The sequence below is a fragment of the bacterium genome (genome assembly GCA_029210965.1).
GTDB lineage: Bacteria > BMS3Abin14 > BMS3Abin14 > BMS3Abin14 > BMS3Abin14 > JALHUC01.
On sequence record JARGFZ010000024.1, the window covers coordinates 16,161 to 41,956 of the forward strand.

Annotated in this window: 26 protein-coding genes and 1 riboswitch; of the genes, 13 read left to right on the forward strand and 13 right to left on the reverse strand. The window is 54.2% G+C overall.

Features of this window, described 5'->3' with window-relative positions:
• The first annotated feature begins 145 nt into the window (after positions 1-145).
• From P1S59_09765 to P1S59_09785, 5 genes are all read left to right on the forward strand, one after another.
• Positions 146-652 (forward strand): nitroreductase family protein, encoded by a 507-nt coding sequence (locus P1S59_09765; GenBank protein MDF1526537.1) that lies wholly within the window; start codon positions 146-148, stop codon positions 650-652.
• Between the two features lie 443 nt (positions 653-1,095).
• On the forward strand, positions 1,096-1,413 hold the full coding sequence (locus P1S59_09770) for a cupin domain-containing protein (protein MDF1526538.1): 318 nt from the start codon (positions 1,096-1,098) through the stop codon (positions 1,411-1,413).
• Between the two features lie 223 nt (positions 1,414-1,636).
• Positions 1,637-2,527, forward strand: a complete 891-nt coding sequence (locus tag P1S59_09775; GenBank protein MDF1526539.1) for a 4Fe-4S binding protein — start codon at positions 1,637-1,639, stop codon at positions 2,525-2,527.
• A gap of 165 nt (positions 2,528-2,692) precedes the next feature.
• Positions 2,693-3,802, forward strand: a complete 1,110-nt coding sequence (locus tag P1S59_09780; GenBank protein ID MDF1526540.1) for a Xaa-Pro peptidase family protein — start codon at positions 2,693-2,695, stop codon at positions 3,800-3,802.
• Between the two features lie 161 nt (positions 3,803-3,963).
• Positions 3,964-5,118 (forward strand): DUF362 domain-containing protein, encoded by a 1,155-nt coding sequence (locus P1S59_09785; GenBank protein MDF1526541.1) that lies wholly within the window; start codon positions 3,964-3,966, stop codon positions 5,116-5,118.
• Between the two features lie 405 nt (positions 5,119-5,523).
• Here the strand turns inward: P1S59_09785 and moaA are convergent, their stop codons facing one another.
• The 4 genes from moaA to tatB form a co-directional block, all read right to left on the reverse strand.
• A complete protein-coding gene (gene moaA / locus P1S59_09790) occupies positions 5,524-6,537 on the reverse strand; it encodes a GTP 3',8-cyclase MoaA (GenBank protein MDF1526542.1) in 1,014 nt (337 codons plus the stop codon).
• A gap of 206 nt (positions 6,538-6,743) precedes the next feature.
• A riboswitch (molybdenum cofactor riboswitch) is annotated at positions 6,744-6,870 on the reverse strand.
• A 172-nt stretch (positions 6,871-7,042) separates the two neighbouring features.
• Positions 7,043-8,122, reverse strand: a complete 1,080-nt coding sequence (locus P1S59_09795; protein ID MDF1526543.1) for a hypothetical protein — start codon at positions 8,120-8,122, stop codon at positions 7,043-7,045.
• Positions 8,091-8,894, reverse strand: coding sequence for a twin-arginine translocase subunit TatC (gene tatC / locus P1S59_09800; protein ID MDF1526544.1), 804 nt, complete (start codon positions 8,892-8,894; stop codon positions 8,091-8,093). Before tatC ends, P1S59_09795 begins: the two co-directional genes overlap by 32 nt.
• Positions 8,863-9,267, reverse strand: coding sequence for a Sec-independent protein translocase protein TatB (tatB, locus tag P1S59_09805; GenBank protein ID MDF1526545.1), 405 nt, complete (start codon positions 9,265-9,267; stop codon positions 8,863-8,865). Before tatB ends, tatC begins: the two co-directional genes overlap by 32 nt.
• 385 nt (positions 9,268-9,652) lie before the next feature.
• Here tatB and nadA point away from each other — a divergent pair, with 385 nt between their 5' ends.
• Positions 9,653-10,573: a quinolinate synthase NadA gene (gene nadA / locus P1S59_09810; protein MDF1526546.1), complete on the forward strand. Its 921-nt coding sequence runs from the start codon at positions 9,653-9,655 to the stop codon at positions 10,571-10,573.
• Between the two features lie 90 nt (positions 10,574-10,663).
• Here the strand turns inward: nadA and moaC are convergent, their stop codons facing one another.
• A complete protein-coding gene (gene moaC, locus P1S59_09815; GenBank protein MDF1526547.1) occupies positions 10,664-11,179 on the reverse strand; it encodes a cyclic pyranopterin monophosphate synthase MoaC in 516 nt (171 codons plus the stop codon).
• Between the two features lie 4 nt (positions 11,180-11,183).
• Positions 11,184-11,528 carry a PilZ domain-containing protein gene (locus P1S59_09820; protein ID MDF1526548.1) on the reverse strand — a complete coding sequence of 115 codons (345 nt, stop codon included), beginning with the start codon at positions 11,526-11,528 and terminating at the stop codon, positions 11,184-11,186.
• Positions 11,529-11,722: 194 nt separating this feature from the next.
• Here P1S59_09820 and P1S59_09825 point away from each other — a divergent pair, with 194 nt between their 5' ends.
• The 4 genes from P1S59_09825 (at position 11,723) to htpX (ending at position 15,646) form a co-directional block, all read left to right on the forward strand.
• Positions 11,723-12,130, forward strand: coding sequence for a secondary thiamine-phosphate synthase enzyme YjbQ (locus P1S59_09825; protein ID MDF1526549.1), 408 nt, complete (start codon positions 11,723-11,725; stop codon positions 12,128-12,130).
• A complete protein-coding gene (locus P1S59_09830; protein MDF1526550.1) occupies positions 12,127-14,082 on the forward strand; it encodes an FAD-dependent oxidoreductase in 1,956 nt (651 codons plus the stop codon). The genes P1S59_09825 and P1S59_09830 overlap by 4 nt, the downstream gene beginning before the upstream one ends.
• A gap of 138 nt (positions 14,083-14,220) precedes the next feature.
• Positions 14,221-14,409, forward strand: a complete 189-nt coding sequence (locus P1S59_09835; protein MDF1526551.1) for a hypothetical protein — start codon at positions 14,221-14,223, stop codon at positions 14,407-14,409.
• 340 nt (positions 14,410-14,749) lie between these two features.
• Positions 14,750-15,646 carry a protease HtpX gene (gene htpX, locus P1S59_09840; protein ID MDF1526552.1) on the forward strand — a complete coding sequence of 299 codons (897 nt, stop codon included), beginning with the start codon at positions 14,750-14,752 and terminating at the stop codon, positions 15,644-15,646.
• 449 nt (positions 15,647-16,095) lie between these two features.
• On the opposite strand, the gene P1S59_09845 is transcribed toward htpX, so the two are convergent.
• Entirely contained in the window at positions 16,096-16,269 is a 174-nt protein-coding gene (locus P1S59_09845; GenBank protein ID MDF1526553.1) for a hypothetical protein, read from the reverse strand.
• Positions 16,262-16,564 carry a hypothetical protein gene (locus P1S59_09850; GenBank protein MDF1526554.1) on the reverse strand — a complete coding sequence of 101 codons (303 nt, stop codon included), beginning with the start codon at positions 16,562-16,564 and terminating at the stop codon, positions 16,262-16,264. Before P1S59_09850 ends, P1S59_09845 begins: the two co-directional genes overlap by 8 nt.
• Positions 16,565-16,591: 27 nt before the next feature.
• Between P1S59_09850 and P1S59_09855 the strand changes: the two genes are divergently transcribed.
• From P1S59_09855 to P1S59_09865, 3 genes are all read left to right on the forward strand, one after another.
• Positions 16,592-16,819 carry a hypothetical protein gene (locus P1S59_09855; protein MDF1526555.1) on the forward strand — a complete coding sequence of 76 codons (228 nt, stop codon included), beginning with the start codon at positions 16,592-16,594 and terminating at the stop codon, positions 16,817-16,819.
• A gap of 164 nt (positions 16,820-16,983) precedes the next feature.
• Positions 16,984-17,211, forward strand: a complete 228-nt coding sequence (locus P1S59_09860) for an AbrB/MazE/SpoVT family DNA-binding domain-containing protein (protein MDF1526556.1) — start codon at positions 16,984-16,986, stop codon at positions 17,209-17,211.
• 4 nt (positions 17,212-17,215) lie between these two features.
• On the forward strand, positions 17,216-17,608 hold the full coding sequence (locus tag P1S59_09865) for a type II toxin-antitoxin system death-on-curing family toxin (GenBank protein ID MDF1526557.1): 393 nt from the start codon (positions 17,216-17,218) through the stop codon (positions 17,606-17,608).
• A 489-nt stretch (positions 17,609-18,097) separates the two neighbouring features.
• Here P1S59_09865 and P1S59_09870 read toward each other — a convergent pair whose 3' ends face one another.
• The 5 genes from P1S59_09870 to mfd form a co-directional block, all read right to left on the reverse strand.
• The gene (locus tag P1S59_09870; GenBank protein ID MDF1526558.1) at positions 18,098-19,075 is read right to left on the reverse strand and encodes a hypothetical protein; all 978 of its coding nucleotides are present in this window, start codon (positions 19,073-19,075) and stop codon (positions 18,098-18,100) included.
• 304 nt (positions 19,076-19,379) lie between these two features.
• Positions 19,380-19,667 carry an RNA-binding S4 domain-containing protein gene (locus P1S59_09875; GenBank protein MDF1526559.1) on the reverse strand — a complete coding sequence of 96 codons (288 nt, stop codon included), beginning with the start codon at positions 19,665-19,667 and terminating at the stop codon, positions 19,380-19,382.
• The gene (locus P1S59_09880; protein ID MDF1526560.1) at positions 19,657-20,568 is read right to left on the reverse strand and encodes a peptidylprolyl isomerase; all 912 of its coding nucleotides are present in this window, start codon (positions 20,566-20,568) and stop codon (positions 19,657-19,659) included. Before P1S59_09880 ends, P1S59_09875 begins: the two co-directional genes overlap by 11 nt.
• The gene (locus P1S59_09885) at positions 20,569-21,540 is read right to left on the reverse strand and encodes a peptidyl-prolyl cis-trans isomerase (GenBank protein MDF1526561.1); all 972 of its coding nucleotides are present in this window, start codon (positions 21,538-21,540) and stop codon (positions 20,569-20,571) included.
• Positions 21,541-21,843: 303 nt separating this feature from the next.
• Entirely contained in the window at positions 21,844-25,233 is a 3,390-nt protein-coding gene (mfd, locus tag P1S59_09890; GenBank protein ID MDF1526562.1) for a transcription-repair coupling factor, read from the reverse strand.
• Positions 25,234-25,796: the final 563 nt, after the last annotated feature.

Sequence of the window (25,796 nt, forward strand, 5' to 3'; positions counted from 1 at the left end):
CATTTGCGATATATATTGTTTACTGTTTAAATAATGGATGAATTAGTTATTAACAGGGTGCTCTGCACTTTATGCCTTGCACTTTGCACTCTTTCTACACTACACACTACACTTTATCTTCACACTCTTTTCCGGAGGAAAAACCATGCATCACATGCCCACGAAGAGCATAAAGCACCGCCGCAGCGTTCGCAGCTTTGTCAGTGATCCGGTGACGGAGTCGGTTATAAATGACATCCTGGAGTGCGGGAGGCTTGCGCCCACAGCCAGGAACGTTCAGCCATGGCTTATGGGAGCCGTTACCGACCCCGAACTCAGACACCGCATTTCGGACCTTGCCGAATATGGAAAGTTTATCAGGGAAAGCCCGGTGTGTTTCACGGTGTTCACCCTGGCCGATGAGAAATACTATCTGGAGGACGGCTGCGCTGCCACCATGAACATTATTCTGGCTGCCTCCGCCCACGGCCTTTCCACCTGCTGGGTGGCTGGCGACAAGAAAGACTACGGGCCGGCGGTGGGAGATCTGCTTCATGTCCCGAAGGAGTACACCCTGATCAGCCTGATCGCCTGCGGGTATTCAGATGAAAAACCAGATCTGCAGAAGAAGGATCTGGGAGAGGTGTCCTTTAGAGATAAGTATAAGAGCTGAACGCAGAACGCAGCACGCAGAACGCAGCACGCAGGAGGAAAAGCGGCTCCTGAAAGACGGTTATTTTCCCCCCAGTTATTGAGGACACTGAGAAAACCTGAATCTTGGAAAACCTCCACCAACGTCATTCCGGGCCGAGTGAAGGAGGACCCGGAATCCAGTCGCTCTTGTCTGCCACGGCGAAGTGCGAAGGACGAAGACGGGTCATCGCGAGCCGATACCATGCGAAGCGATCCCGGTTACTATTAAAAGCGACGTTTTTTTAACGCAGAGTACGCGACTTGTCGCGGCGTAGCTGAAAGCGAAGACGGAAGGAACGCAGAGGAAGCTTAATCCTGGTTAAATACCGGTTGCTATAACGGCGATGCTTATCACCACGGAGATGTTGAAGCATGGAGGACGAGGAGAAAGGCTAAATTCCGGGGTTAACGATTGGAGTTATTATGCATTTACCTGACGAACTAAAGAAAAACCCTGAAATCGATGTCCCCATCGAGGGCATCCGCGGCTGGAAGGTGGGAGGTACTGAAGGGCTTGTGGTGTTCTTCGAGATCTCTCCGGGCTCGGTCCTGCCCGAGCACTCCCACTGCTACCAGTGGGGCTACGTCATTGACGGGGAGATAGAGCTCACCATCGGGGGAGAGGCGCGGGTTTACCGCAAGGGCGACTCCTATACCATTCCAGAGGGAGTTCCCCATTCGGGTTTGATCCGAAAGGGGTGCCTTGCCATGGATTACTTCGCGGATCCCAATCGATACTGATCCGTGCCGTTGAGAGGAATCCAGTAGCCAGGAGAAACAACCCTCATATTCTTGTTCTCATGATAAGATCCAAGATTATTACCTTATACCTGGTTGGTTTTTGATCTTCTCCTGTGTTCTGCGTTCTGGTAATTTCTCCCGGCTCCCGGCTCCCGGCTCCCGGGTACCATGCACTACGCACTGTGCTCTTCCCTCTTCCCCCTTTTCCCTGTAACTTATCCCCATGAAACCCTCCACTAAAGCCTTTTTCAAGCTCCACGGCTGGCGTCATCCTTTCAGCTTTCTCCACGGCTATATCTACGGGAAGTGGATCAATGCCTACCTCAGTATCATCACCGGGGAAGCGTTCAAAAGCCGTAAAAAGAAAGTCGGGGCACCTCCCTCGGGCCCTCGGGCCACCCAACCCCAGACCGGAATTGGCCGATGGATGGAGGAACGCTACCATTCCAAGGTCCTGACCCATGAGGATGCCGGGAAGATCGTAAAGCTCAACAAACCGCTTCGTGTGGAAAACCCCGAAAGGGTCATCCCCTACGACATCGCCAACCGCATCATCCTCGACACCCCGGGCTCCCTGGCGGTCATGCGCTGCCCTTGCAGGGAGATCAAGGGTGACAGTGCGTGCGGACCCCTTGAGGTTTGTATGGTGGTGGGGGAGCCTTTTGTGGATTTCGTGGTTGATCATGGCACCAACGGCGCCAGAAAGATCGGTCGAGAGGAGGGGATCGAGATCCTGGAAAAGGCCAGGGACAGCGGCTGGATTCACACTGCGTGGTTCAAGGATGCCATGGCTGGAAGGTTCTACGCTATCTGCAACTGCTGCTCGTGCTGCTGCATCCCCACCAGGGCCATGAAGAGGACCGGTCTTGAGGCGAAGTACCTGGCGCCATCGGGTTACGTTGCGGTCATGGATACGGAGATCTGCGCCGGGTGCGGCGGCTGCCAGAAGATCTGCGCCTTCGGGGCCATGAGCGACGACACATGTGTGGTCGTCATAGATCCGGAAAAGTGCTTCGGCTGCGGTGTGTGCGCAAACCTTTGCCCCAACGGTGCCGCTACGATGGTGCTTGCCCCGGAAAAAGGTGTTCCCTTTGATGTAGAAGCGCTGGGGTAAGTGGGAATCTCAGATCTCAAATCTCAAAAAAAGCGGCCTCTCGCTCGTTCATCACAATAAAGTGTGACTCACTAGAGACGCAGGGAACGCAGTTAAAACTTAAGCAGGTCTGGGTTAACCCTAAACAATGTTTGTCTTTCCCTCTACTTCTACTATGATGTTCCCATGAGTCATCCGCCTTTATTCCATTTCGCCGAAAGCTACAACGACGCCGACCAGTACCACCTTTCCGGGTTCCTGTGCCCTGATCCCTTCGCCGTTCTGGAGATAACCAGCCGAAAGGTGATCCTGGCCGTCTCATCCATGGAGGAGGGAAGGGCGAAGCTGGAAACTTCAGGAAAAACGGTTGTCTCCCTGCACCGGAAAAAGAGCAAACCTCTGAATAAGATCCTGGCCGACCTGATCCGGGATCACGGCACCGAACGGATACGGGTGCTTCCATCTTTCCCCGTGGGCCTGGCCCAGGAACTTAAGGGGGAGGGTATCGGCATAGAAATAGACGGACGAACCCTGAGGGAACGGCGGAGGGTCAAGACTCTCGGGCAGATTAAAGCTATTGAACAGGCCCAGCGCAGCTGCGAAGGGGTTTTTACCATGGTCCGATCCCTCCTGGCCGGGTGCCCTGTCAAGGGAGATGTCCTTTTCCACGAGGGGCGTCCTCTCACGGCTCAGAAGGTCCGCTCCATGATCGAGGTGTTTTTTCTTGAAAGGGGTTTCGAGACAGCTGACACCATCTTTGCACCGGGACGGGGCGGGGCTGACCCCCATTGGCGAGGTGTTGGTCCCATCCACGCGGGCGTTCCCATTGTGATGGATGTTTTCCCCAGGTCAAGAACGTCGCGGTATCACTCGGATATGTCCAGAACTTTCGTGGTGGGCCGGGCTACAAGGTCCGTCAGGGAGATGCACGCAGCGGTGGTGGAGGCCCAGGACGTGGCCCTGGAAAGGATAAAACAGGGGATTCCCCTCTCCGAGGTCCATCAGGCTGTCTGCGAGCTTTTTCGGAAGAGAGGGTATCCGGTTCCCGGTGACGGTAAGCCCCCCAGGCGCGGTTTCCTCCACGGTACCGGACATGGTCTGGGACTTGAGATCCATGAGTCGCCTTCGGTTTCCGTTACAGCGGAGATCTTCCAGCCCGGCGATGTTGTGACCATCGAGCCCGGCCTCTATGATCGGCGTATCGGTGGTATGCGTATCGAGGATGTGGTGGCCTGTATGCCGGACGGTACGGTCCGCAATTTGACCAACTTCCCGAAGGATCTGGAAATTCTTTAGGTCAAATTGCGGACGCAGGAGGAGGAGAAAAGGAGAAGAGGGGAAAAGGGGAAGGGAGTCTTAGTGCAGGTTAGCAAAACGGCATAGTCTCCTCTTCTCCCCGTCACCTCTTCACCTCTTCACCTCTTCGTTGAGAGCATCCCCCTGACCAGAGGAATATTTTGAGCAATAAGATCCCGGTATCCATCCAACGCTGCCATAACTACGACCCAGACGAAGTCCGGGATGCTCTCAACAATGTACTCGATCCCCTTGGAGGAATGCGTGCATTTGTGACGAAAGGGGATCGAGTGCTGCTCAAGCCCAACCTTCTCGCTCCAAAGCCTCCCGGGGCAGCGGTGACCACCCACCCGGAAGTTGTGAGGGCCGCGGCACTTACGGTTATGGAGGCAGGTGGCGAGGTGTTCCTGGGGGACAGCCCGGGCGTGGGGTCCCTTTCCGGGGTCCTGAAAAGAACCGGGATCATGCCCGTGGTTCAGGAACTGGGAATCGAGATAGTCCCTTTTCGAAGCCCGGTGCCGGTTCCAGTGCCTGAAGGAGGTGTGTCACGGTCCTTTCTGCTGGCCGAGGAGGCCACCGGTTATGATCTCATTCTCAATCTGCCCAAGTTCAAGACCCACGGAATGATGACCCTGACCCTGGCAGTGAAGAATATGTTCGGGACGGTGGTGGGGGCCGCCAAACCAGGATGGCACCTTCAGGCTGGAGACACAGTGCGGTTCGCGGATATGCTCCTGGACATCTGGAGCGCTCTGCCGCCCGGGCTGAGTGTTATGGACGGCATCACTGCCATGGAAGGAAACGGCCCGGGCTCAGGGGATCCTCTGGCTCTGGGGATTCTCATGGCTTCGCCGTCGGCCCTGGCCATGGACTGTGTTGCGGGGTCTGTTGCCGGGCTGCCTGTTGAAAGACATCCGGTCCTTTACCAGGCCCGGGCCAGGGGTCTCGAGGGAGCCCGTAGTGATCAGGTCCAGGTGCTGGGAAAGGCGATTGAGGATGTGCGCAGGGTGTTAAGGCTGCCCAGGAGCGCCTCCAGGGTGGATTATCGGCTGCCTGGCTGGATGAAAAGGTCCATGCGGAAATCCCTGAACCCCTTTCCCCTTTTAAACCCGGAGCTATGCACCTCCTGCGGCGCATGCGCCGCCATCTGTCCCGCAGACGCCATCACACTTAACAATAAACCCCGCACCGGAGGCCTCGTGGACAAGGACAAGTGCATCAGCTGCTTCTGCTGTCAGGAGGTGTGTCCGGAGAGGGCCATCGAGATTGTTCCGGGAAGGTTGCTGCGCGTGCTGAAGAGAATTAATTTTGCCTGAACCTTCCCGGAACACAAGAAGAGGGGAAGAGGAGAAGAGGCGAAAAGGGGATATTGAGTGAGGAATTTTTCAGAAACATGCTATCCGCTCGCTATTTGGCGAAGGGTGATCGGCAATCGCAGATAGGCAACTATGAAAAATCCTTGGAGTATTATCATGCATCCTTGGAAATTGACGATGATCCAATGATCCCTAATTACTGTATCGCTCATTCCTTAGCCAAGCTTGGCAGATATGAGGAATCCAGGACCTGCATCAACAAAAGCCTGGAAAAATACCGAAAGTTCGTTAGTGAAGGAGGGGCTCTACAAGATTTAAAAGCCGAAGCGACCAGTGGCTGCTGTGTTTCTCCTCCTCTCCTTTTCTCCTCTTCCCCTTTTCAGGGAGTCCTCCGGGGAGCGGCGTTTAACCGCCTATGTGCGACATCGTGCGTGTGCATCCCCGCAGCCCTTCCCCCTCCCCCATCCCATGTCCTTCAGGCTTGGCGCTCAGAGCATCCTGGATGACGGTCAGGATCTGGTCGTCGCTGGCCCCTGATCGCAGAGGTTCGAGAATGTCGGTCTCGTTATCGGAGAAAAGGCAGGTCCGGATCTTACCGTCTGCGGTGATCCGGATCCGGTTGCAATCGATGCAAAAGTGCTGGGAAACCGGTGTGATGAACCCTATCGTGCCTTTAAAGCCTGGTATCTGATAGCGTACAGCAGGTCCGGATCCTTTGCCTCTGCCCAACGGTACGAGGGGACCGTGCACCGTTTCGAGTCGTCCGATGGCTTCAGCTGCTGTGACGACCTTCTCCGGTCCCCAGAACCCCTCGGGGCTCATGGGCATGAACTCGATGAACCTGACTTCCAGTTCCCGGTCGCTGGTCAGGGCAACGAACTGTTCCAGTTCGTCATCGTTAAAACCCCTCATAAGGACCACGTTGATCTTAACCGGAGAAAGGCCCTCTATTTGGGCCGTTATCAGGCCCTCCATGACAAGATGAGGTCCTCTCTCAATGCCGTTCCCGTTGGGAGAGGTGATCCATTGAAAGCGGTCTTCGTTCAGGGTGTCGAGGCTGACGTTGACCCTCGTAAGGCCTGCGTTACTCAGGGGATGGGCCAGTTCGCTCAGAAGCATCCCGTTGGTAGTCAGGCTTATATCGTCGATACCGTGAATATCAGAAAGGGAGCTGACGAGCCTGTCGAGATGTTTGCGTACCAACGGTTCTCCACCGGTGATGCGTACACTGGAAACGCCTCTGGGGGCGAGGAGACCCGCGAGCCGGACGATCTCCTCGTAGGAGATGATCTTATCGTGGGACAGGGAAACGAACCCGTCGGAGGGCGCGCAATAACGACATCTCAGATTGCACCTGTCGGTGACGGAGACACGCATGTACCTGATGGGTCTACCCTGGCTGTCAGTCAACTGCTCCACGAAATAATATCTCCCAGATACACCATTATCTAAACGCAGAGTAGGCGGAGGGTTGCGGAGAAAAAATCCAAATCAAATTAATGTTGAATTTGGAGAGTCTGCTTTTTCCCCGAAATATTGCCTTCCTCTGCGTCCGAAGCCTGTCACGCCAGAGGCGTGACGACCTCTGCGTTTTCAAATAAAAAGGACCCGCAGAAAGGGGCCCGTTTTTTTCGCAGGCTTCTCCTTTCCAAATACGGGAGGCCCGGTCGTTTCCAACCAGACCCATCGGCCGGCCGCCTTGTACGCTTTGCATGCGCCGTCAGGCGGGACGGCTCGGAGAGCGTTTTTCAAATGTAGTACACGTTTATAGCGGGTAAGTTACGAAAAAGAAAGAAGGATGAAGGATGGAGCATGGAGGAGGAATAAAACCGGTCAGTATTCTGGGATATTCAAGACGGCGTTGATCGTCGTTGTCTGCTAATTTCTTCTTCCTTCCTCCTTCCCTATTCCTCCTTCTGGCTTTTCAAAGCATTACAATCCGGCTCTTCATGATCAGGATCTCGAAGGCGACAGAAGCTTTCTGCATGACCCGGACCAGGAACTCGGCCTCCTCATCTGTGATGTTGGACTTGAAGGAAAAACCCACGAGGGCAGCGACCATGTGCTTTTTCAGGACCAGAGGGCAGATCAATACTTCCTTGGGTACCTTCAGGCTCAGCTCCTTGATCCACTGGTTGCTTTCGAAGATCTCCACGCCGTCGAACCTCTCGAGCTTGCGGGATTCACGCATATTGAACAGAACGTTCTGAGGGTCCACGGGGACAGAAAGGGTTCCAAATTCCACTACCGGTTTGGCAGATCCTCCCAGCATCCACCCCAGCGCCTGATCGCCCTTGATGATAAACATGAACGCGTCGTTCACGAACCTCAGCCCGGCTTTAATGACAGTGTGAGCCACTTCATCACGGTTTCGAATACCGAAAAACGGTTCGTTGATCTCTGAAACATCGAAGGGATCGTATACCTCAATGTCCGCTACCTCAATGTCCGCCTCTGTGAGCTCCAGCATCTCGATGTCTTCGTCAGGAGAGGGAGCCTTCTCTCTGGCTGGTTGGCTGATCCGTCGCTGTTCGCTCGCGACGTTGTCGCTGACGGCGATATACCGGGCCTCGTGCTTGATGTTGTAGAACCTTTCCAAAGCCGCAACAATGCGCACTTCGCTGGCCACAACCGGCTGGATGACCCTGTTGGTCTGGAAGGCCACCTCGTCTATGATGTTCAGCTTGTGAGGATCTGTCATGGCAACGGTGATGCGGTGTCCATCCACAACCAGAGGAATGATGCGGTGCTTTGAAATAAGCTCCTTGGGCACTGAGTCGAGAACTTCTTTTGGGATTTTCTCGAAATGGCCAGGCTCGGCGTAAGGAATGTTGAACTGGAGCGCAAGAAGCCTCATCAGCGCATCTTCGGAAACAGCCCCCATTTCCAGAAGGTTGGTCCCCAGTCTGCCGCCGAAAATGACCTGTCGCTGAAGAGCCTCACTCAGGGCTTTTTCGTCAATGAGTCCTTTTTCAATCAGCAGTTGGCCGAGGTTCTTCTTCATCCTTCAAATCTCCCGATTCGTCGGTGAGCGGTTTTCGTCCGAATACCTTTGCCACGGCAACGCTGATCTCGAAGAGGATCAGGAGAGGCCCGGCCATGAGAAGCTGTGTCACTATATCGGGAGGCGTCAGCATTGCCGATCCGACAAAGGCGAGCACGATGAAGTAACGGCGGTTCTTCGTGAGGGTCTGATAAGTAAGCAGGCCGGTTCTGGCAAGAAAATAGGTTACCAGGGGCAGCTCAAAGACAAGGCCGAAGGCCAGTAGCAGCTTGGTGGCGAAGGAAAGATACTCCTTCAGGGAAGGAAAGGGACGGATAGTCTCGGTGGCAAAACCAAGGAGGAACTTGAAACCGAAGGGGAATACGACGAAATAGCCAAAGCTTGCCCCTGTGACGAAAAAGAGGGTTGAAAAGATCACAAAGGGGAAAATAACTCTTCTTTCTTTGCTGTAAAGCCCCGGAGAGATGAAAGCCCAGAGTTGGTAGAAGAGCACTGGCAGGGATAGAAAAATACCGGCGAGAAAAGAAACCTTCAGGTAGGTGAAGAAGGCCTCCGTCACACCCGTGAAGATCATCCAGGAGTTATCCGCCGGAAGGGAGGCGACAAGGGGGATAGCAATAAACTCGAAGATTTTGTCTTTGAAAGCGTAACAGGCCAGGAACCCGACACCAACAGCGGCGCAGCAGATCATCAGCCGTTTGCGCAACTCTTCCAGGTGAACAGTGAACGGAAGTCTGTCGTCAGCCATCCTTGGTGTCGTCTTCCGTTTCATCCCCACCCTCGATCTCCTCAAGTACATAGGATGGTTCGGGCGGGGGTTGAGGGGAGAGTTCAGGTTCAGTGGGGGTGTTTACTATTTCGGTGGGAGTTGCCGCCTCATCAGCCCCATTGCTATCCGGCTGAAGGGTGGTTTCTTCCTCTTTATCCTCGTCAGGGACCATGTCTGGGTATCTCTGCCGGAACACCTCATGCTTTTCCTTCTGAAGGTCCATGCGGACCGTTTCCTGAAGATCATCCGCTGCTTTACGGAACTCTGCGAACCCCTTTCCCAGAGTTCGGGCGAGGTCAGGCAGTCTTTTGGGTCCGATGACGATGAGGGCTACTACCAGAATTATCAGTATTTCCTGCATTCCAATACCGAGCATTATCTATGAACCTCTAAAGTGTGTGGGCGGCCCTCTATAGCACATCATCTGCTTCGTTATCGCCCCTCGGAAAGCCGCGCCGTATGTCGTCATATACGCCTCCGGTTCCCTCAGGACTCTGGCCTTGTATCTAACCCCTTCTTGAAAGTCTTGAACAAGCTGACAGCTGACTGCGGTTCTCTTCTTTGAGCCTCGTATCTGGAGCACTCCTGACAGCCGATAAGCGCGTTCCATCCTACGCGACAACGTACTGCGTTAAAGAGATTTATCGATTTTACAGTTATACTATTATAAAGCCACTTGCCGCTCTTTGATGAATTAAATTTTATATGTTATTTACAGTACCCTGTCAACGAAAGCACCCAATGATAAAGGGAAAATCCATATGAAAGACGAAGCGGTCAAAAAGGAAATCCGGGACCTTCTCAAAGAGAGGAAAGCTGTTCTTCTTGCCCACAATTATCAAAGGGACGAGATACAGGAGATCGCCGACCATACTGGTGACTCCCTGGGCCTGTCACAGATCGCGGCCGAATCAGATGCCCAGGTCATCGTTTTCGCCGGGGTCCACTTTATGGCCGAATCCGCCGCCATCCTCGCTCCGGACAGGACGGTTCTTCTTCCCCGGGCCGACGCCGGGTGCCCCATGGCCGACATGATCACTCCGGAGGGAGTGGCCGATCTCAGGGAAAAATATCCCGGTGGTACCGTGGTGGCCTACGTCAATACATCGGCCGCGGTCAAGGCAGTAAGCGACATCTGCTGTACCTCCGGGAACGCCGTTAATGTGGCAAAGTCATTGCCGCCCGAGGCCGATCCCCTCATCATGGTCCCCGATATGAACCTGGCGCAGTACATCGCCACCCAGGTTGACAGGAAGATCGTCTGGCACGAAGGGTACTGCCCTATCCACCATCAGTACACCGCTGAGGATGTCCTGAAAGTCAAGGCCCGGCATCCTGACGCAGTCTTCGCGGCCCACCCGGAGTGTCGGCCGGAGGTCCTGGCGCTGGCCGACCATATCACCAGCACCTCTGGCATGTACACCTTCGCCCGGGAGTCCAAGGCACAGCAGATCATTATAGGTACGGAGATGGGGGTCCTCTACAAAATGAGGCTGGAAAGTCCGGAAAAAACCTTCATTCCCTTGTCCGGGAACATGATCTGCCCCAACATGAAGCTGACAAAGCTTGCCGACATCCGGGATGCCCTGGTCAACATGGAGCCGGTGGTGACAGTGCCGGAAGATATCAGGGTCAAGGCAAAAGGGGCGCTGGACCGGATGCTGGCGGTGCCGAGGGACTAGGAGTCAGGAGCCAGTACCCAGGAGCCAGTAGTAAAATGGCCTCCCAATGGGAGGCCATTTTTATGTGATCCTTTGATTTAAGATCTTTGCTTAAAGATCTTCTCCTGACTCCTGGCTCCTGGCTCCTGGCTCCTCAATTCGCCATTCCCCGCTCTTCCCCCCCGCCTTGTGCACAAGCCTGATATCCGTGACCCTGATCCCCTTCTCCAGGCTTTTGAGCATGTCGTAGACGGTGAGGGCGGCGATAGACACCGCCGTCATGGCCTCCATCTCCACCCCCGTCTTTCCGGTGGTCGTGGCGGTGCCTTCGATGCGGATGCCGGGGAGATCCTTGTCAGGAACGACATCGACCTTCAGGGAGTCGAGCCCGATGGGGTGGGTGAGTGGAATGAGTTCGGAGGTTTTTTTGCCGCCGGTGATCCCGGCGATGCGGGCCACGGCAAATACGTCACCCTTGGGTACGCCGCCATCCAGGACAACACCCAGAGTTTCGGGTGAGACCAGCACTTCAGCTCTTGCGGTGGCGGTTCGATGTGTAGCATCTTTCGCGCCCACATCCACCATCCTGGCGCGACCCTTTTCGTCCAGGTGGGTCAGGTCGGCCAAGGGGCTACTCGTCCTCGTCCATGAATTCGGTAATAATGCGGGCGTCTTCGGCAGAAACATCCCTGAAGGCTATGCCCAGCCCCACCATCCCATCATCGAGCTCCCGCATATGGACGATCTCACCGGTTATCTGGATGACGTGATCCCTGATGCCGAGGATGACCTCCACCTCTTTGTTCTCTGACGGGACGGGTTGGGAACACTCAAGGAGGATGCCTCCTTCGGAAAGATCCAGGGTTCGCCCCACGATCTCCAAATCAACACGGCCATCGGGATCCTTGTGGCTCAAGGAAACGAGGTTAAGAGTCTCAAGGCGTTTGTGGCGTGGTCTCGGTGGCTTTTTGCTCAACGTGATCCTCCTTGATGACCATCCTTGAGGCTGCTCGGCGGTAGACTTTTTAGCGGGAAATTAACCTCTACCAAGAAGTTTGATATAGGGCGATGGATATCATGTTTTCCCTTCTATTGCAATTAGTTTGGCCGATTCCTTTTGACTTTGAAAGGTCGATTGGCTATAGTCAACGGGTTTAAAAAAGGAGGGGTATGCACAGGATTTCTGTGTCCACCAGACGGAGGGAAGAGCTGGTGGATGTCACATCATCTATCGAGGATGCTGTCGGGAAGGCCGGCATTCCTTTCGGCCTTTGTGTTTTGTACTGTCCCCATACAACCGCGGCGATCACTGTCAACGAAGGCGCTGACCCTTCGGTTGCAGAAGACATGGTGATGGGTCTCCAGCGGTTGATACCCGGGGATTGGAACTTCTCCCACATGGAAGGCAACTCGGACGCTCACATAAAGGCCAGCCTCATCGGGCCCTCGGAAACGGTGATTATTGATGGCGGCAAGCTTGTTCTGGGCACATGGCAGCGGATCTTTTTCTGCGAGTTCGATGGTCCTCGAAAAAGGGTATTTTTTGTGAAGCTTCAAGGCAGGGAAGAGACCAGATGAGCAGCCAGCTCAGCCTGGAAGGGTATAGGGAGTGTCACGTTTGCTCCGTCACCAACAAGATGAAAGCCAGGCAATGTTTCCAGTGTATCGGGCGCCTGGATCTTAAGGACCTGCTGCTTCTCGAGGGAGAAAAGCGCTGGCGTCGTCAGCGAGCACCCATCCTGTCTGCCATATTTCCGGGATTGGGCCACTGGTACTCGGGCCGCAGGTATATCGGTACCTACTTCTTTGCCATGGCTCCTCTGAGCATCGGCCTTATCCTTGCAACCTACCAGAAGTGGAGCTGGGGGTTGTCGATCCTTACCTTGTCCTTTATTCTTGTCTGGTTCCTTGCCATCATCGATTCCAGAAAAGGCCCCTTCTACTTCAATCCCCCCTGCCAGGAGGCCTGTCCGGGCAGCGTGCCATGCTCCCACTATGTTCACCTTGCCGCGGCAGGGAAAGACCTTGAATCCCTGGAACTGGTTGAGTCGGTATGCCCCTTTCCAGGGACCATAGGAAGGATCTGTCATCACCCCTGCGAACAGGAATGCAACCGCGGCAAGGACGGTGAGTCGGTGGCCATCTGCGCTCTGAAGCGGTTCGTGGACGACAATACGGACAGATCCTATAACTTCTACCGCAGGGAACTGGACAAGGGAGTCGAACCTGTGGGCAAGAAGGTTGCTGTGATCGGGGCTGGGCCTTCGGGTCTGAGCGCGGCTCTTTACCTGAAACTCTTCGGGTTTGACGTCACGGTCTTCGAAGGCCGTGAGTTCGGGGGAGGCACTCCCGCTATTTACGCTCCGGAGTACAGGTTGCCACACAGCATATATAAGCGTGAAGTGGACAGGATCCTCGAACTGGACCTGGACCTGAAGTTCGGAATGAGGCTTGGGGAGGATTTTACTCTCCAGGATCTGGAGAAACAGGGATTCAATGGCATCTACCTCGCCCTTGGCGCCATGCGGTCCATTGTTCTGCCCCACACCGGTGATGAAAAAGAAGGGTTCCTGGACGGTCGGGATTTCCTGGAAACGGTGGTCATTGGCGGCGGGATGGAGCTTCCAGGCGAGGTCCTGATCATAGGCGGTGGCAATGTGGCCATGGATGTGGCCCGTTCCGCGGTGCGCTGCGGTGCGGACAAGGTGAGGATCATCTGTCTGGAGAAACTGCCCGATCCGGAAGAAAAGAAGTTCACCTACGAGAAAAACGAGTGGCGCCGTGTCAAAACCGAGGATACAAACCAGTTCATGCCTGCCCACCCCTGGGAGATCGAGGAGGCTCTGGCCGAAGGTGTCCAGGTCCTGGATGGCGGGGCGACCCTATCCTTTGACAGGGAGGGTGGGAAGGTCGTGAGAGCTCACTGCCTGAAGGTCGAGAGGATCGACCGTGATCCGCAGGGCAGGCTGATCCCTGTGCTCACTGACGGTTCCGAATTCTCTGTTAAGGCCGACTGGGTCATCACCGCCGTGGGATCGGCTCCGGATTTCAGCTCCCTGGGCGGAGTTCCCAGGACAACCCCACTTATGGAAGGAACGCCCCTGGTTCAACTGGAAGAGGGCACAGGGGTATCTATCCCGGTCGTGGCCGGAGGCGATCTGGCTGTGGGGCCGGCATCGGTGATCGAGGCCATCGCTGCCGGCAAGGAGGCCGCCCTTCATTTTTACAGGTCCCTTGTGGGAAGCCCTGCAGTCACTATCCGCTACAGGACACGCAAACTGATGGAGCCGTGGGCCAACTACGCCGACAGCCTGGACTTCAGGAACCGCCGCCGGGAGTTGACCATCGCGAAGGATGAAAGAGTGTGCTCCTTCAAAGAGGTCTATGGCGGGTTCGCCGAGACAGTGGCGAGGCAAGAGGCCGACCGGTGCATGCGCTGCGACTGGCCGCTGATGAGGGAAAGTAAAGTGAGGAAATTCTTCCGAAGCATTAAAGGACAGAACGCAGAAGAAGGTCAAGAACAAGGTTAAAAGATCGTCATTCCGACATCATTGAAGTCCCGTTCCTTACAAATCAATGACTTACGGAGTGAGTCATTGATTTGGGCGCCCCGCGCGGGGCGCATTGATGACTTTTTGCGAAGTCATCAACTTTCCAGGAGGAAAAACATGAGCAAGGATGTCCATAAATGCAAAGGCAGCGACAGCTGTCATGAGGAGAACCACATGTGCAAGATCGTGATCCGGCAGGAGTTTGACAGGGTGCGTGAGATCGTCAGGGACAGCGAATATTACTGTAAGCTCTGCGGCCGGGCCGCTCATAACGAAGCCAATCTCTGTAAGCCGGCGAGAATCTAGGTCTGGACAAACAAAGCCTCCCGGTACGGGAGGCTTTGTTTGTTGAGGAACCTTTACAATGAGCAATGCAATTAAGGTTTCAACCTAAACTCCGTTTCTGGCTAAACTCGAAACCCTTGTTTCATAATTCCGGGCGAGTAGAAGGTAGAAAGTAAGAAACTCAGTGCCTGGCGTCTGGTGCCTGGGAACAAGGTACCAAATACCAGGTACTGCTCTTCAGTCCCAATTCACGGCCTGAACCCTTTGGTTCCTCAACAACAAACAGCAAGTGGCGAGGAAAAGAGTTATACTTTTACCTTCATACTTTTTGCTTTCTATCCGTATCCAAGAGAAGTGTGTCATGCGTCGTATTCTTCTGTTTCTGGTAACAAACTTTGCTGTCATCCTCGTCCTTGGAATTGTCGCGTCCCTATTGGGTGTTAATCGGTTTTTAACACCATCAGGCCTCGATCTCAAAGCACTCCTGATCTTCTCCTTTATCTTCGGAATGGGCGGCTCATTGATATCCCTTCAGATCTCCCGATGGTCAGCCAAGCGCCTCACTCGCTGCAAGGTCATCACTGGCCGCAGTGGCAGCGAAACCGAAACATGGCTCTATTCCACGGTGGAAAGGCTTACCCGCCAGGCTGACCTCCCCATGCCCGAGGTCGCTATCTACTCCAGCAGCAGCCCCAACGCATTCGCTACGGGACCAAGCAAGCGCCGGTCCCTCGTGGCCGTCAGCACCGGTCTCATGGACAACATGAAACAGGATGAGGTCGAGGCCGTTTTGGCCCATGAAGTCAGCCATATCAGGAACGGGGACATGGTGTCGCTGGCTCTTATCCAGGGAGTTGTCAACACCTTCGTATTTTTCTTCGCCAGGGTCGTGGGGTACGCTATCGACGCGGCCCTTTCCAAGGGCAAACAGAGCAGAGGCCCAGGAATCGGTTATTATCTGGGAACCATCGTTGCTCAGATCCTGTTCAGTATCCTCGCCTCAATCGTTGTTTTCTGGTTCAGCCGGAAACGGGAATTCAGGGCAGACCAAGGCGCCGCCCGGCTGTCCGGCGCGGAGAAGATGGTCTCCGCACTGCAGGCCCTCCAGCGGGGGGTGTCGCAGCCACTGCCGGGCTCCATGGCGGCCTTCGGGATATCTGGTAAAAAAGGGACCGGCCTGAGCCGGCTCTTTATGACCCATCCTCCCCTCGAGGAGAGGATCGCGGCCCTGCAGGGCTCTGGAGCACACCCGGAATAGGGGAAAAAGGCCTCAGGATTGTACAGGGCAGAAAATAGAAAGTAACATGTAGAAAGTTAAAAAGTAGATACAAGATACTTGGGACAGGTACCCGCAAATACCTGTCCCTTTTACCTTGAACCTGTTTCCTCATTACTTTCCTCCCAGAGATCTTCAAGGACTGGAAAAGGCTGAGCCAAGGGATCGCCGATGCGAAGTCACGCCATCCGTCTTCGTTGCACCATGATTGCGACTCCGACGTGACAAGCAGGCGTGGTTAAAAGGCAAGATACGACCCTAGGGTCTTCCAGGAGCCAGGAGCCAGGAGCCAAAAGGAAAGCGTGCTTCCTTTGATGGCGGCTAAAGCTGTCTCTCGCAGGGGAGCCCTTCGATCATGCCATTGGCGTGACTCAGGCGGCAGGGTACGCAGAGGGAAAGATTATTTACGGATTGGGAATTAAGTTCCGGGATTAGCTTTTCAGCTTTTCCCTGATACCCTTGGACCGTTCGGGCATGGCCTTGTGGAAAAATTCCGCCTGCGCCTGCAGCCTGGCAAGCTTGTCGCGGACGAAAACGCTCTGCCATGCCTGGATCTGTTCCCTGGAACGATAATAGAGCAGCATCCAGGGGGCCTTATTACTCATCGTCCCACCCCGCAAGGATCCTTCTCAGGTGAACTGTATCCGCTTCATCCTGGGGCCAGCCTGTGCCTTCCTTCATGGCGATGAGAGCCTCGATGGGGGCAAGGGGAACCACACTTCCCTCGATGTCCATCTTTTCCCTGTTATCATAGTTGGCGCTGAAACTGACCGGCTCATTAATGAGAATATCCACCTGAAACCAGGAATTCGCCCTGTCGTAAAGGGAAAAAGCCAGCATCCCCTTTTCCTCGATCCAGTTGCGCCTGACAGCAGGATCGAGGATCAGTTCCAGTTCCACCGGCGCCCTGGGAGCCAGGTCCAGAACTTGGGCGCTATCGATGAAGCGCCTCAGGTTGTTTTCCTCGAGGCAGATTCCCGGCCTGACCCCCCGATTCTGGGTTTTGTTTTTGTTGTAAATGGCTCGGATAATTTGGAAAATTATGAAAAAACAAATGGATTCGACCTGGATAAAGGGGACTTTAAATTTGAATTTGTACCTGATGTTGTTGTTTTCGATTCCGGGAGGGTGTTACGTAGACGCATCTCTAATTAGTCTGAAATATCTGGTTGTTTAAATTGGGACCTCAAGGTTGCCCATCTCAAGGCTCGTCATCCGACTGACCCCCAGAATTCCACTGATTCTAAATGCACTTGACAGGGCCACAAGTCTGTATATGCTTAGTAACAACAATGTTGTTACGCCAGGAGGCCTCCTTTATGATCAAAAACCTGAAAAAGCATGGAAACAGTATGGCCCTGGTGATAGAAAAACCGATCCTGGATCTGCTGGGGGCCGACGCCGACACTCCTTTCGACATCACCACCGATGGGCAGGCTCTGATTCTCACACCCGTTACAGACCCTTCCCGCCAGGAAGCTTTCCGATCCGCCCTTGAAGGGACTAACACCAGGTACGCCAGGACTCTGAAGAAACTGGCGGAATAATCCGGTGGCCCCGAAATTCCTGAGTTTTGCTGAGGTCATCGAGATCCACCAGGACCAGTTGGCCCGTTACGGCGGTGATCCGGGCATAAGGGACTTAAACGGTTTGAAATCGGCCCTCGGCACCCCCGCTGCCACTTTCGGCGGCGAGTTTCTCCATCCCGATATTTGCACCATGGCGGCGGCCTACCTTTTCCACATCACCGGGAACCATCCTTTGGTGGACGGCAATAAACGGACAGGGACCGTGGCCGCCCTGGTGTTCCTGGATCTGAACGGATACGAATTTAATGCCCCCGAGGATGAACTCACAGATGCTGTCATGGCAGTGGCATCGGGGCAATCAGGCAAGGATGAGGTGACTGAATTTTTCCGCAAATGGACCAGGAGAAAGGAATAGAAACACCGAATCGTAAGACCAGTCATCCGCATCTCACTCTTTGAGTTTGCAGCTTTTCAGGAGAATCTTATGCCTTGAGATACGACCCTCGGCCCTCCATGGTGTCATTGCGAGGCCCGCAGGGCCGTGGCAATCTAGGGTTTTGAGATTTGAGATTTGAGATCTGAGATACTCTTTTTTAACAGGGATGAAGGGGATGGGGAAAGGCAGTCCAAGGTCCAATGTCCAAGGTCCAACGGGGAAAACCAGGCCTGTCATTCCGGAAGTTCTGCCAAAGGCATGACTATCCGGAATCTATTTCAAATTGCTGAAGCGGCAAGAGCGGCCTCTCGCCCTTCGACAAGCTCCCCTCGACAGGCTCGGGGCAGGCAGGCCAGGCGCAGAGTTCGCAGGGAACGCAGAGAAATTCATGAAAATTGGATTAACCAAAACCTGCTTGTCCGCCATAGCTGGACGGCAGTCGTTAGCGACGGCGGAAGAATGTGCCTGTCACGTCGTAGCCGATCGAGGGGCGTTGGCGAAGACGGAAGGTGCGACCCCACGGTTTCCCCTTATGTGTAAATTAACAACAAAACCAAAATGGAACATGAAACACCAAGAACTGTATGAATAATTATTACGATCCTTAGAATGTTCCCAAGCCTCAATTAATTCTTCAGGCAACGCATCCACCATATGATTCGAAAAATCATCATAACCATCCCCATCCCCCCCATCACCCGATCTATCATATGTACTTGGATCTGATGGGTCATCATCATGGTCCGAATTGCCTAATTCATCCTCATACTCGCCTTCGATCTCCATCCCCGTCGTATCCGTATACCTGAACGGATTATTCCTCCCGTAGGCGAACCTGTTGAGGCTCTGCGGGTCCAGGATATTCCCCCATAACGGATCTTCGGAAATAAACCGTCCCACCTCCGCATCATACCATCCGCCTTCGCTAACGCCTGTCGACCAGCTACGGCGTGACAAGTCTCGCATTGAAATAGAACAGACCGGCATCCTTGTTCCAGGGGTGGCAGGTAAGCATCGAATTAAAGTGAGGAGGGGTTTGATCCAATAACCAAGATCCAAGGAATTTCTCTGCGTTCCCTGCCTGTCCTGAGTCCCGCCGTTGGCGGGATCGAAGGGCGAAAGGCAGCCTTTAACGCTTTTCAGAAATTTTAAAAAATCTGAATAGTCATGCCATTGGCAGAACTTCCGGAATGACGGTTTGCCTTTTCCCCGACACACCGACACTCCGTTACCCCGATACGGGTTTCCCATCCCCTCCATCCACTTTATCCTTAAAATCGGAATAAAGAATGTGGAATAGGGAAGGTGGTAGAACGGCAAGTGCAGTAGTGCAGAATACTCATGCACAAAAGCCCCGCCATAGGTGCGGGTGCACTTGTGCACTGAATTTCGTGTCTTCCCCACTGATTTCAGGTTTTCCTCTGCGGCCCTCTGCGGTGCGAACATGATTGGTCGCTCTGCGAAACTCTGCGTTAAAGCTTTAGTCACTTTTTATAAAGAGCGGGATTGCTTCGGCCCCATCTTTAGCCTCGCAATGACAGGCTCTTTTTCTTCCTGTTTGGATTTGCCTTTCTCAGTGTTCTCTGTGAGCTCAGTGGTGAAAAACATCGCCGTTATAGCAACCGGAATTTAACCAGGATTAAGCTTCCTCTGCGTTCCCTGCGTCCCTGCGAGAGGCAGCCGTTATCGTTTTTACTGGAAACGTGTTTTCCCCTTCAACGTTCTACATTCCACATTCTACATTCTGACTTTAAAACAATTCTTCCTCAATAATCTCCTCGTTCAGAACCTTATAACCCTCTCCCTTTTTCACCTGCTTGCCCGGTATTTCCATCACCTCCACCAGCACCATCTTCCTCGCGTACCGGATCTGCAGACGGTCCCCAACCTTGACCGACTTGCCCGGTGCGGCGGGCCTGCCGTTGATTGTGACATATCCGTTGTCGCAGAGGGTGGCGGCCAGAGGGCGGCGTTTGACCAGGCCGGAGCGTTTCAGGTACAGATCGAGTCTCAGACGACCTTGTTCTTTATCCGTCATCAGGGAAGACCTCGATGTAGGTGGTCTTCTTGAGTTCATTCAGCCATCGGGTGCGGACAGATTCTTCCCTGTCCGCCATGAGGCTTCTTTCCAGTGTATTTCTCACCTCCGTAAAAGGTGGTGGCTCGACGGTTCCACGGGACTCCAGCCGCAGAATATGGTAGCCGGCCGAGGTTCTCACCGGGCCTCCCACCTCGCCAGGTTCAAGGGTCGCGGCGAGATTTTCCAATTCAGGAAGGAGTTCTCCCTCATTGAAAGTTCCAAGTCGTCCACCCTTGTCGGCCGATGAACTGTCCTGGCTGTATTCGGAAACCATGCTGTTAAAGGATGCGCCGTTTGCGATCCGGGCAAGGATCTGCTCAGCGGATCTCTCTACAGCTTCGTCCTTTTCCACTGGAGCCCCCTCATCAACAGCCAGCAGGATATGACTTACAGTGGAAGTGGTTTTCCTGGGATAGGTCTTGAGATAGAGCTCCTGCAGTTCACTGTCCGAGGCCTGAATTTGGCTGGACAGGGCAAGGCCCATTGCTTTGTTGATGGTGATCTGGACCCGGAGGTTCTCCCTGAACGACTCAAGAGTGTCCCCTGTGGAGGCAAGGGCTTTTTCAAACTGATCTGGAGCTATTTTGTTTTTCTCACGGATGGAAGTTTCCGTTTGATCCAACTCTTCCGTTGAAACGGAGATGTTTTTTCCGGCTGCCCATATAAGAACAAGTTGTCGCTCTATAAGAAGATCCAGGATCTTTTCCCTGGGGAGATTGGGATTCTGTTCGATGGCGGCTGTAAGTTCACGATGAGTTATGGCCTCATTACCTACACGGGCCACCACCCTGTCACCGGCAAAAGCTGCCGATGCCATGAAGTTCATAGACAGGAGAAAGATGGTGAGAACGGTCCTCATTTAAGAAATATCCTCCAGATTCTCCGGGTATATGATGATCCTGGCCTGCTTCTTCAGGGATTCGAGCCACTCCTTGAAAAAAGATTCCTGGCGGCCCTGAAAGATCCCCTCCGCGATCTGGTCCCGCACCTCCTCTAACTTCTGAAGCCTGGGCCTCATGCGGTCCTCGACCATGAAGATATGATAGCCATATGCTGATTTGACGACCTTGCTGATGGAACCGACTCTGTATCGGAAAACGATCTCGTCGAACTCCTCGGGCATCTGGCCTTTGGCAAAAACTCCCAGATCCCCGCCATCCTGAGCGTCGGGGCTCAGGGAATGCAAGCGGGCTATTTCCTCAAACTTTTCCCCCCGCACGAGCCGTGTCCTCAGAGCGTTTGCCTCTTCCTCCGTGGCTACAACGATCTGCCTGGCCTTGACCATCAGAGGCAGTTGGAACTGATCCTTGTTGGCGTCGTAGAACTTTTGTATCTCATCATCACTTACGTGGATGACACTGTCGATCTCCTTTTTGATGAGCTTGTCGATGAGCAGCTTTTCCTTCCGATCCTCCTTCCACTCCTCCAGTTTGAGCCCGATCCTCTCCAGAGCCTCGTCCAGGGTGTCCTTGGGATAATCCTCCTTGAGATGGGTTATCTCCAGGTTCAGTTCCTCATCGGAAACGAACAGGCCGCGCAGATCGGCTTCCTGCAGCAGGATCTCTGTCTCGATGAGCTTATTGAGGAATCCCAGTTTCAGTTCGTTTGCGGAATTAGGTGCTTTGGCTGAAGGGACGTGGAAGCGCAAGGTGAAACGGCTGTATCTCTCGTTAAAGAACGCAGCTGTAATGGGCTTTCCATTGACTTCGGCAACGATCTTCACGCCTGGCTTGGGAGGCAGAGGAGTTTCAGCTTTGAAAATGAAATAGGCAGCGCCAATGCATGCCGCCGCCACAGCCGCGATAATAGTAACAAGAATTGTCTTTTTCATTGATTTTATCCTGTCCGGCTTAATAAATATGGCTCATCAGTGAAATGAGTACCTGCAAATGAACTTTGATTTCTCACAACCGATCGCTCACTTCGTTCAGGTTCCACGTTTCAAGTTCCAGGTCCAACTCTTTTCATCGCCCGTTCGTCACTCACTACAAGAGTGTGGCTCTGTGGTGAAAAAAGGCGATTCAATAATAACCGCTGTTTAATCCGGGTAAGCATTAGCCGTATGCACCATACATGGATTTTTATTACATAAAACATTTCGAATCTGTGTGCGAAATGTTTTATTAGCAGAGAGTTACAATGACCGCAAGACATCCATCATATAGGAGATCCTGTCATCAACGCCGGAAAACCCTGAAACATCCATTCGCAGAGTCGAAGGTGGAAGAAACGCGAGGCGCTTATCCGATGTCAGCATGCGGACGAGTGCGTCCGGTGAGACCTTGGCCCCGGGGTGAAATGCCGCCAGCAGGTAGGGCCCGGCAGTGTCAATGCGCTCGATGCTCATGTCCCGGGCGGCAATCTCCACCTCCATACGGGTAAAAAGTCCGGTGACTTCCACCGGGAACCTGCCGAACCGGTCCCTGGTCTCTTCCCTTAGAGCGTCAAGGCTGTCCTGATCGGGTGCGCTGGCAAGACGTTTGTAAAGTGTAAGCCGCTCTCCCACTTCGGGCAGATATTCCTCCGGAAGATAGGCCGGCAAGGGGAGGGTGACGCTTGGCTGGATCTGGGCCTGGGTGACATGATCGCTGGCCTCCCTCACAGCCTGTTCCAGCAATTGGGAGTATAACTCCAGCCCAACAGCGTCGATCCGGCCGGACTGTTCTTCGCCCAACAGGTTCCCGGCACCCCTCATCTCCAGATCGTAGGAGGCCAGTTTGAAGCCGGAGCCCAGTTCGCTCAGTTCCCTCAGGCTTCTCAGCCGTTTGCGGGCCTTATCGCTTATGGAACCTTCCGGTGGGATGAGGAGGTAGGCATAGGCCAGCCTGGAAGATCTGCCCACCCTGCCCCTGAGTTGATAGAGTTGGGCCAGACCGAAACGGTCGGCACGGTTGACGATCAAGGTGTTGGCATTGGCAATGTCCAGTCCGGACTCAATGATGGCCGTCGTCACCAGGACGTCATAATCATGCTGAAGGAAGCGGATCATGACCTCTTCAAGCGCTCCTTCCCCCATCTGACCATGGGCCATACCGACCTTTGCGTGGGGCACCAGCTTCTCCACCATCTGGCGGACCGCATCGATGGTCTGGACCCGGTTGTGAACCAGGTAGACCTGGCCGCCCCTCTCCATTTCCCGGTTGATAGCGTCCCGGATGATGTCCTCTTCAAAATAACGCACCTCGGTATGCACTGATTTCCGGTCGGGTGGAGGTGTGTGGATCAGGGAAAGGCTTCGAAGGCCGGAAAAAGCCTGGAAGAGGGTTCTGGGTATGGGTGTGGCAGATAAGGTCAGGACATCGATCGTCTCTCTGAGCTTTTTCAGGCGTTCCTTGTGACGTACTCCGAACCTGTGTTCCTCATCAATGACCACAAGACCCAGGTCGTGAAACACCACGTCCGATGAGAGTATGCGGTGGGTTCCGATGACAATGTCCAGGTTTCCGTTAGCCAGCAGGTTAAGGGTGGCCTTCTGTTTTTGAGGCGTTACGAACCGGCTCATCAGCCCCACAGTCACTGGAAAATCCTTGAGCCTCTGGGTGAAGTTCTGGTAGTGCTGCTGGGCCAGGACGGTGGTAGGGACCAGAATGGCCGTTTGTCGGCCCTCCACTGCTGCCAGGAAGGCTGCCCTCATGGCCACCTCTGTTTTGCCGAACCCCACATCGCCGCACACAAGCCTGTCCATGGGTGTGGATGAGGTCATGTCCCCGATCACTTCGCTGATAGTGCGCTCCTGGTCAGGGGTTTCGGTCCAGGGAAAGGAAACCTCGAACTCCCGAAAAAGAGAGTCGGGTTCTGCGAAGGTATGTCCGGCCTGGCCCTGTCTCGCAGCTGACAGCTTGAGCAGTTCATCGGCCATGAGTTTGAGGGATTTCCGGATCCTGGTCTTGGACCTGTTCCAGGCGGCAGAGCCCAGTTTGCTGAGGGTTGGAGTTGTCTCGGACCCGCTCCTGTAGCGCTGGATCCTGTTCATCTGCCACACAGGGACATACAGGGAGTCCCCGTCCGCAAAAGTAAGATGCAGGAAGTCATCTGTGGAGCCAGCCACATCAAGCTGCCGGAGACCCTCATAGCGGCCTATTCCGTGGTCTATATGTACAGCGATGTCTCCCCGCATGAGGGAACCTATGGGCAGGTCCCATTCCGGGAATACTGCTGGGGATGCTTTGCGCTCGGAGGGGGGGCCGAAAAGATCTGCGTCGCTTATGACGGTCAGGTTCTCATCGGGAAGGCTGAAGCCGCCGGACAGACTCCTTGTGAGCATGGTGAGATCTTTTGACTTTAGCGCCTCAGGAAAGGTTTCAACCCGCCTTACTCCAAGCCCGGACTCCGAAATGATCGATTGGAGGCGGTCGGCGGCGGCAGATGTCCGGACACAGAGGATAACAGGCTGTTTCCGGCGTTCTTGAAGGAGGCGGGTGAACTCTACGATGCGGTCCGGCCTGGAGGAGGGCAGGGTGGACGGCAGAGGGGGCCGGCACTCCACCAGGCTGGCGCCGGGTCGGTGAAATAATCCTGTTAAAAGCGTCCGGTGCTCATGGATTCCTTCAAGCATCGTTGCAGGATCAAGGTAGACCCTTCCCGGTGCCAGAGGTGCGCCAACTTTTCGTTCGGATGTTTTATCGTAATAATCCTGGAGGTTGGCCCGGATCTCCTCCGGCTCATGTAGCAGTAGAAGGGAGTTTTCGGAAATGTGATCAAGGGGGTAGGAACTTTCCGAGTACAGAAGGGGCAGAAGCAGACCCGTACCAGGCAGCTCCAGGCCATCCCTGAACAGGGAAAGGACCCTGTCTCTTTCCCTTGCCGCCACACCCGCGTTTGCCAGGGAATCCCCTAACCGTATTTCTGCGTTTTTTCTCTCCCCGGGGTCGAGAAGAAGTTCAGTGACAGGGAGGATCACAAACTCCTCAATGTCGGCCCCGGATCTCTGGGTCTGGGGGTCGAAATGGCGCAGGGTGCTCACCTCATCCCCCCACAGTTCGATCCTCACCGGTTTATCTGACAGGGGAGAGAAGAGGTCCAGGATCCCACCCCTTACCGCGATATCTCCCACCTGGGAGACGACAGGTTCCCGTTGGTAGCCCATGACAGACAGCTTGCCCATAAGGTCATCACGGTAAAGATCCTGACCCTTCCTGACGGTAAGTTCCCATTGAGAGAGGACTGCAGGCGGAGGGGTTGGCTGGAGAAGGGCTTTCGCTGGCAAAACTACCGGTCCGACCCCTCGTTTTGCCGCCGCAAGGGCTGAAATACGAAAAGCTGTGGTATCGATATCAGGTGTAAGGTTGTCGTAGGGCAGAGATTCAAAGGGCGGGAAATACAGGGCTTCCCCTGCACCAAGGAAAAGGGACAGGTCCCGTGAAAAGTCCCTGGCTGAATCTTCGTCGGGGGTGATCACCACCAGGTTTTCAGAGCCACGGAGCCTGGAAGCGAGAAAGGCTGCCGCCGCCGCTGTGACCCCGGATACCGCCGCGGTCCCCATTTTTTCAAGGTTATCAAGCAGCGTGTCAGTTAACTTTTGCACGCCGCGTAAATTTGTTAGAAGCTTAATTTTTCGTTCCTCTTATTTTAGAAGTCAAAAGCATTAACGCAGTGGGTCGCGGAGAATGTCGATATTGAATGAAGGATTGCGCATCTAGGATGGAAAATCTATACCGGTAATCAGTAATCCGCAATTCACATTGTCTTTCTCTCGCCCGTTCCCTTCGGTCTTCGCTGGAGTCTCGTCGTGACAGGTCGGTCACTAGATGTGCCCATCGACGCGTTTCACTTGCTCAGGACAGGCAGGGGACACAGGAAAAATCTAAATAGTTTAATATGCTTTTCCTCTGCGAACTCTGCGTCCCTGCGAGAAACTGCCTTTATCGCTAATAAAGGAGTGGTGCCTGTATCAGTTAATTGTCTGTCTTTTCCCCGACACACCGACACTCCGTTACCCCGATACGGGTTTCCCATCCCCACCATCCCCTTCATCCCTGTTAAACAAGCTCTTGCCGCTCTTTCGCGGTAACCGAGACATAATGATGTCTGTCAGTTGTCAATAAGGATCTGCCTACCTTGCGACGTGGGTTATGCTTGGCATATATG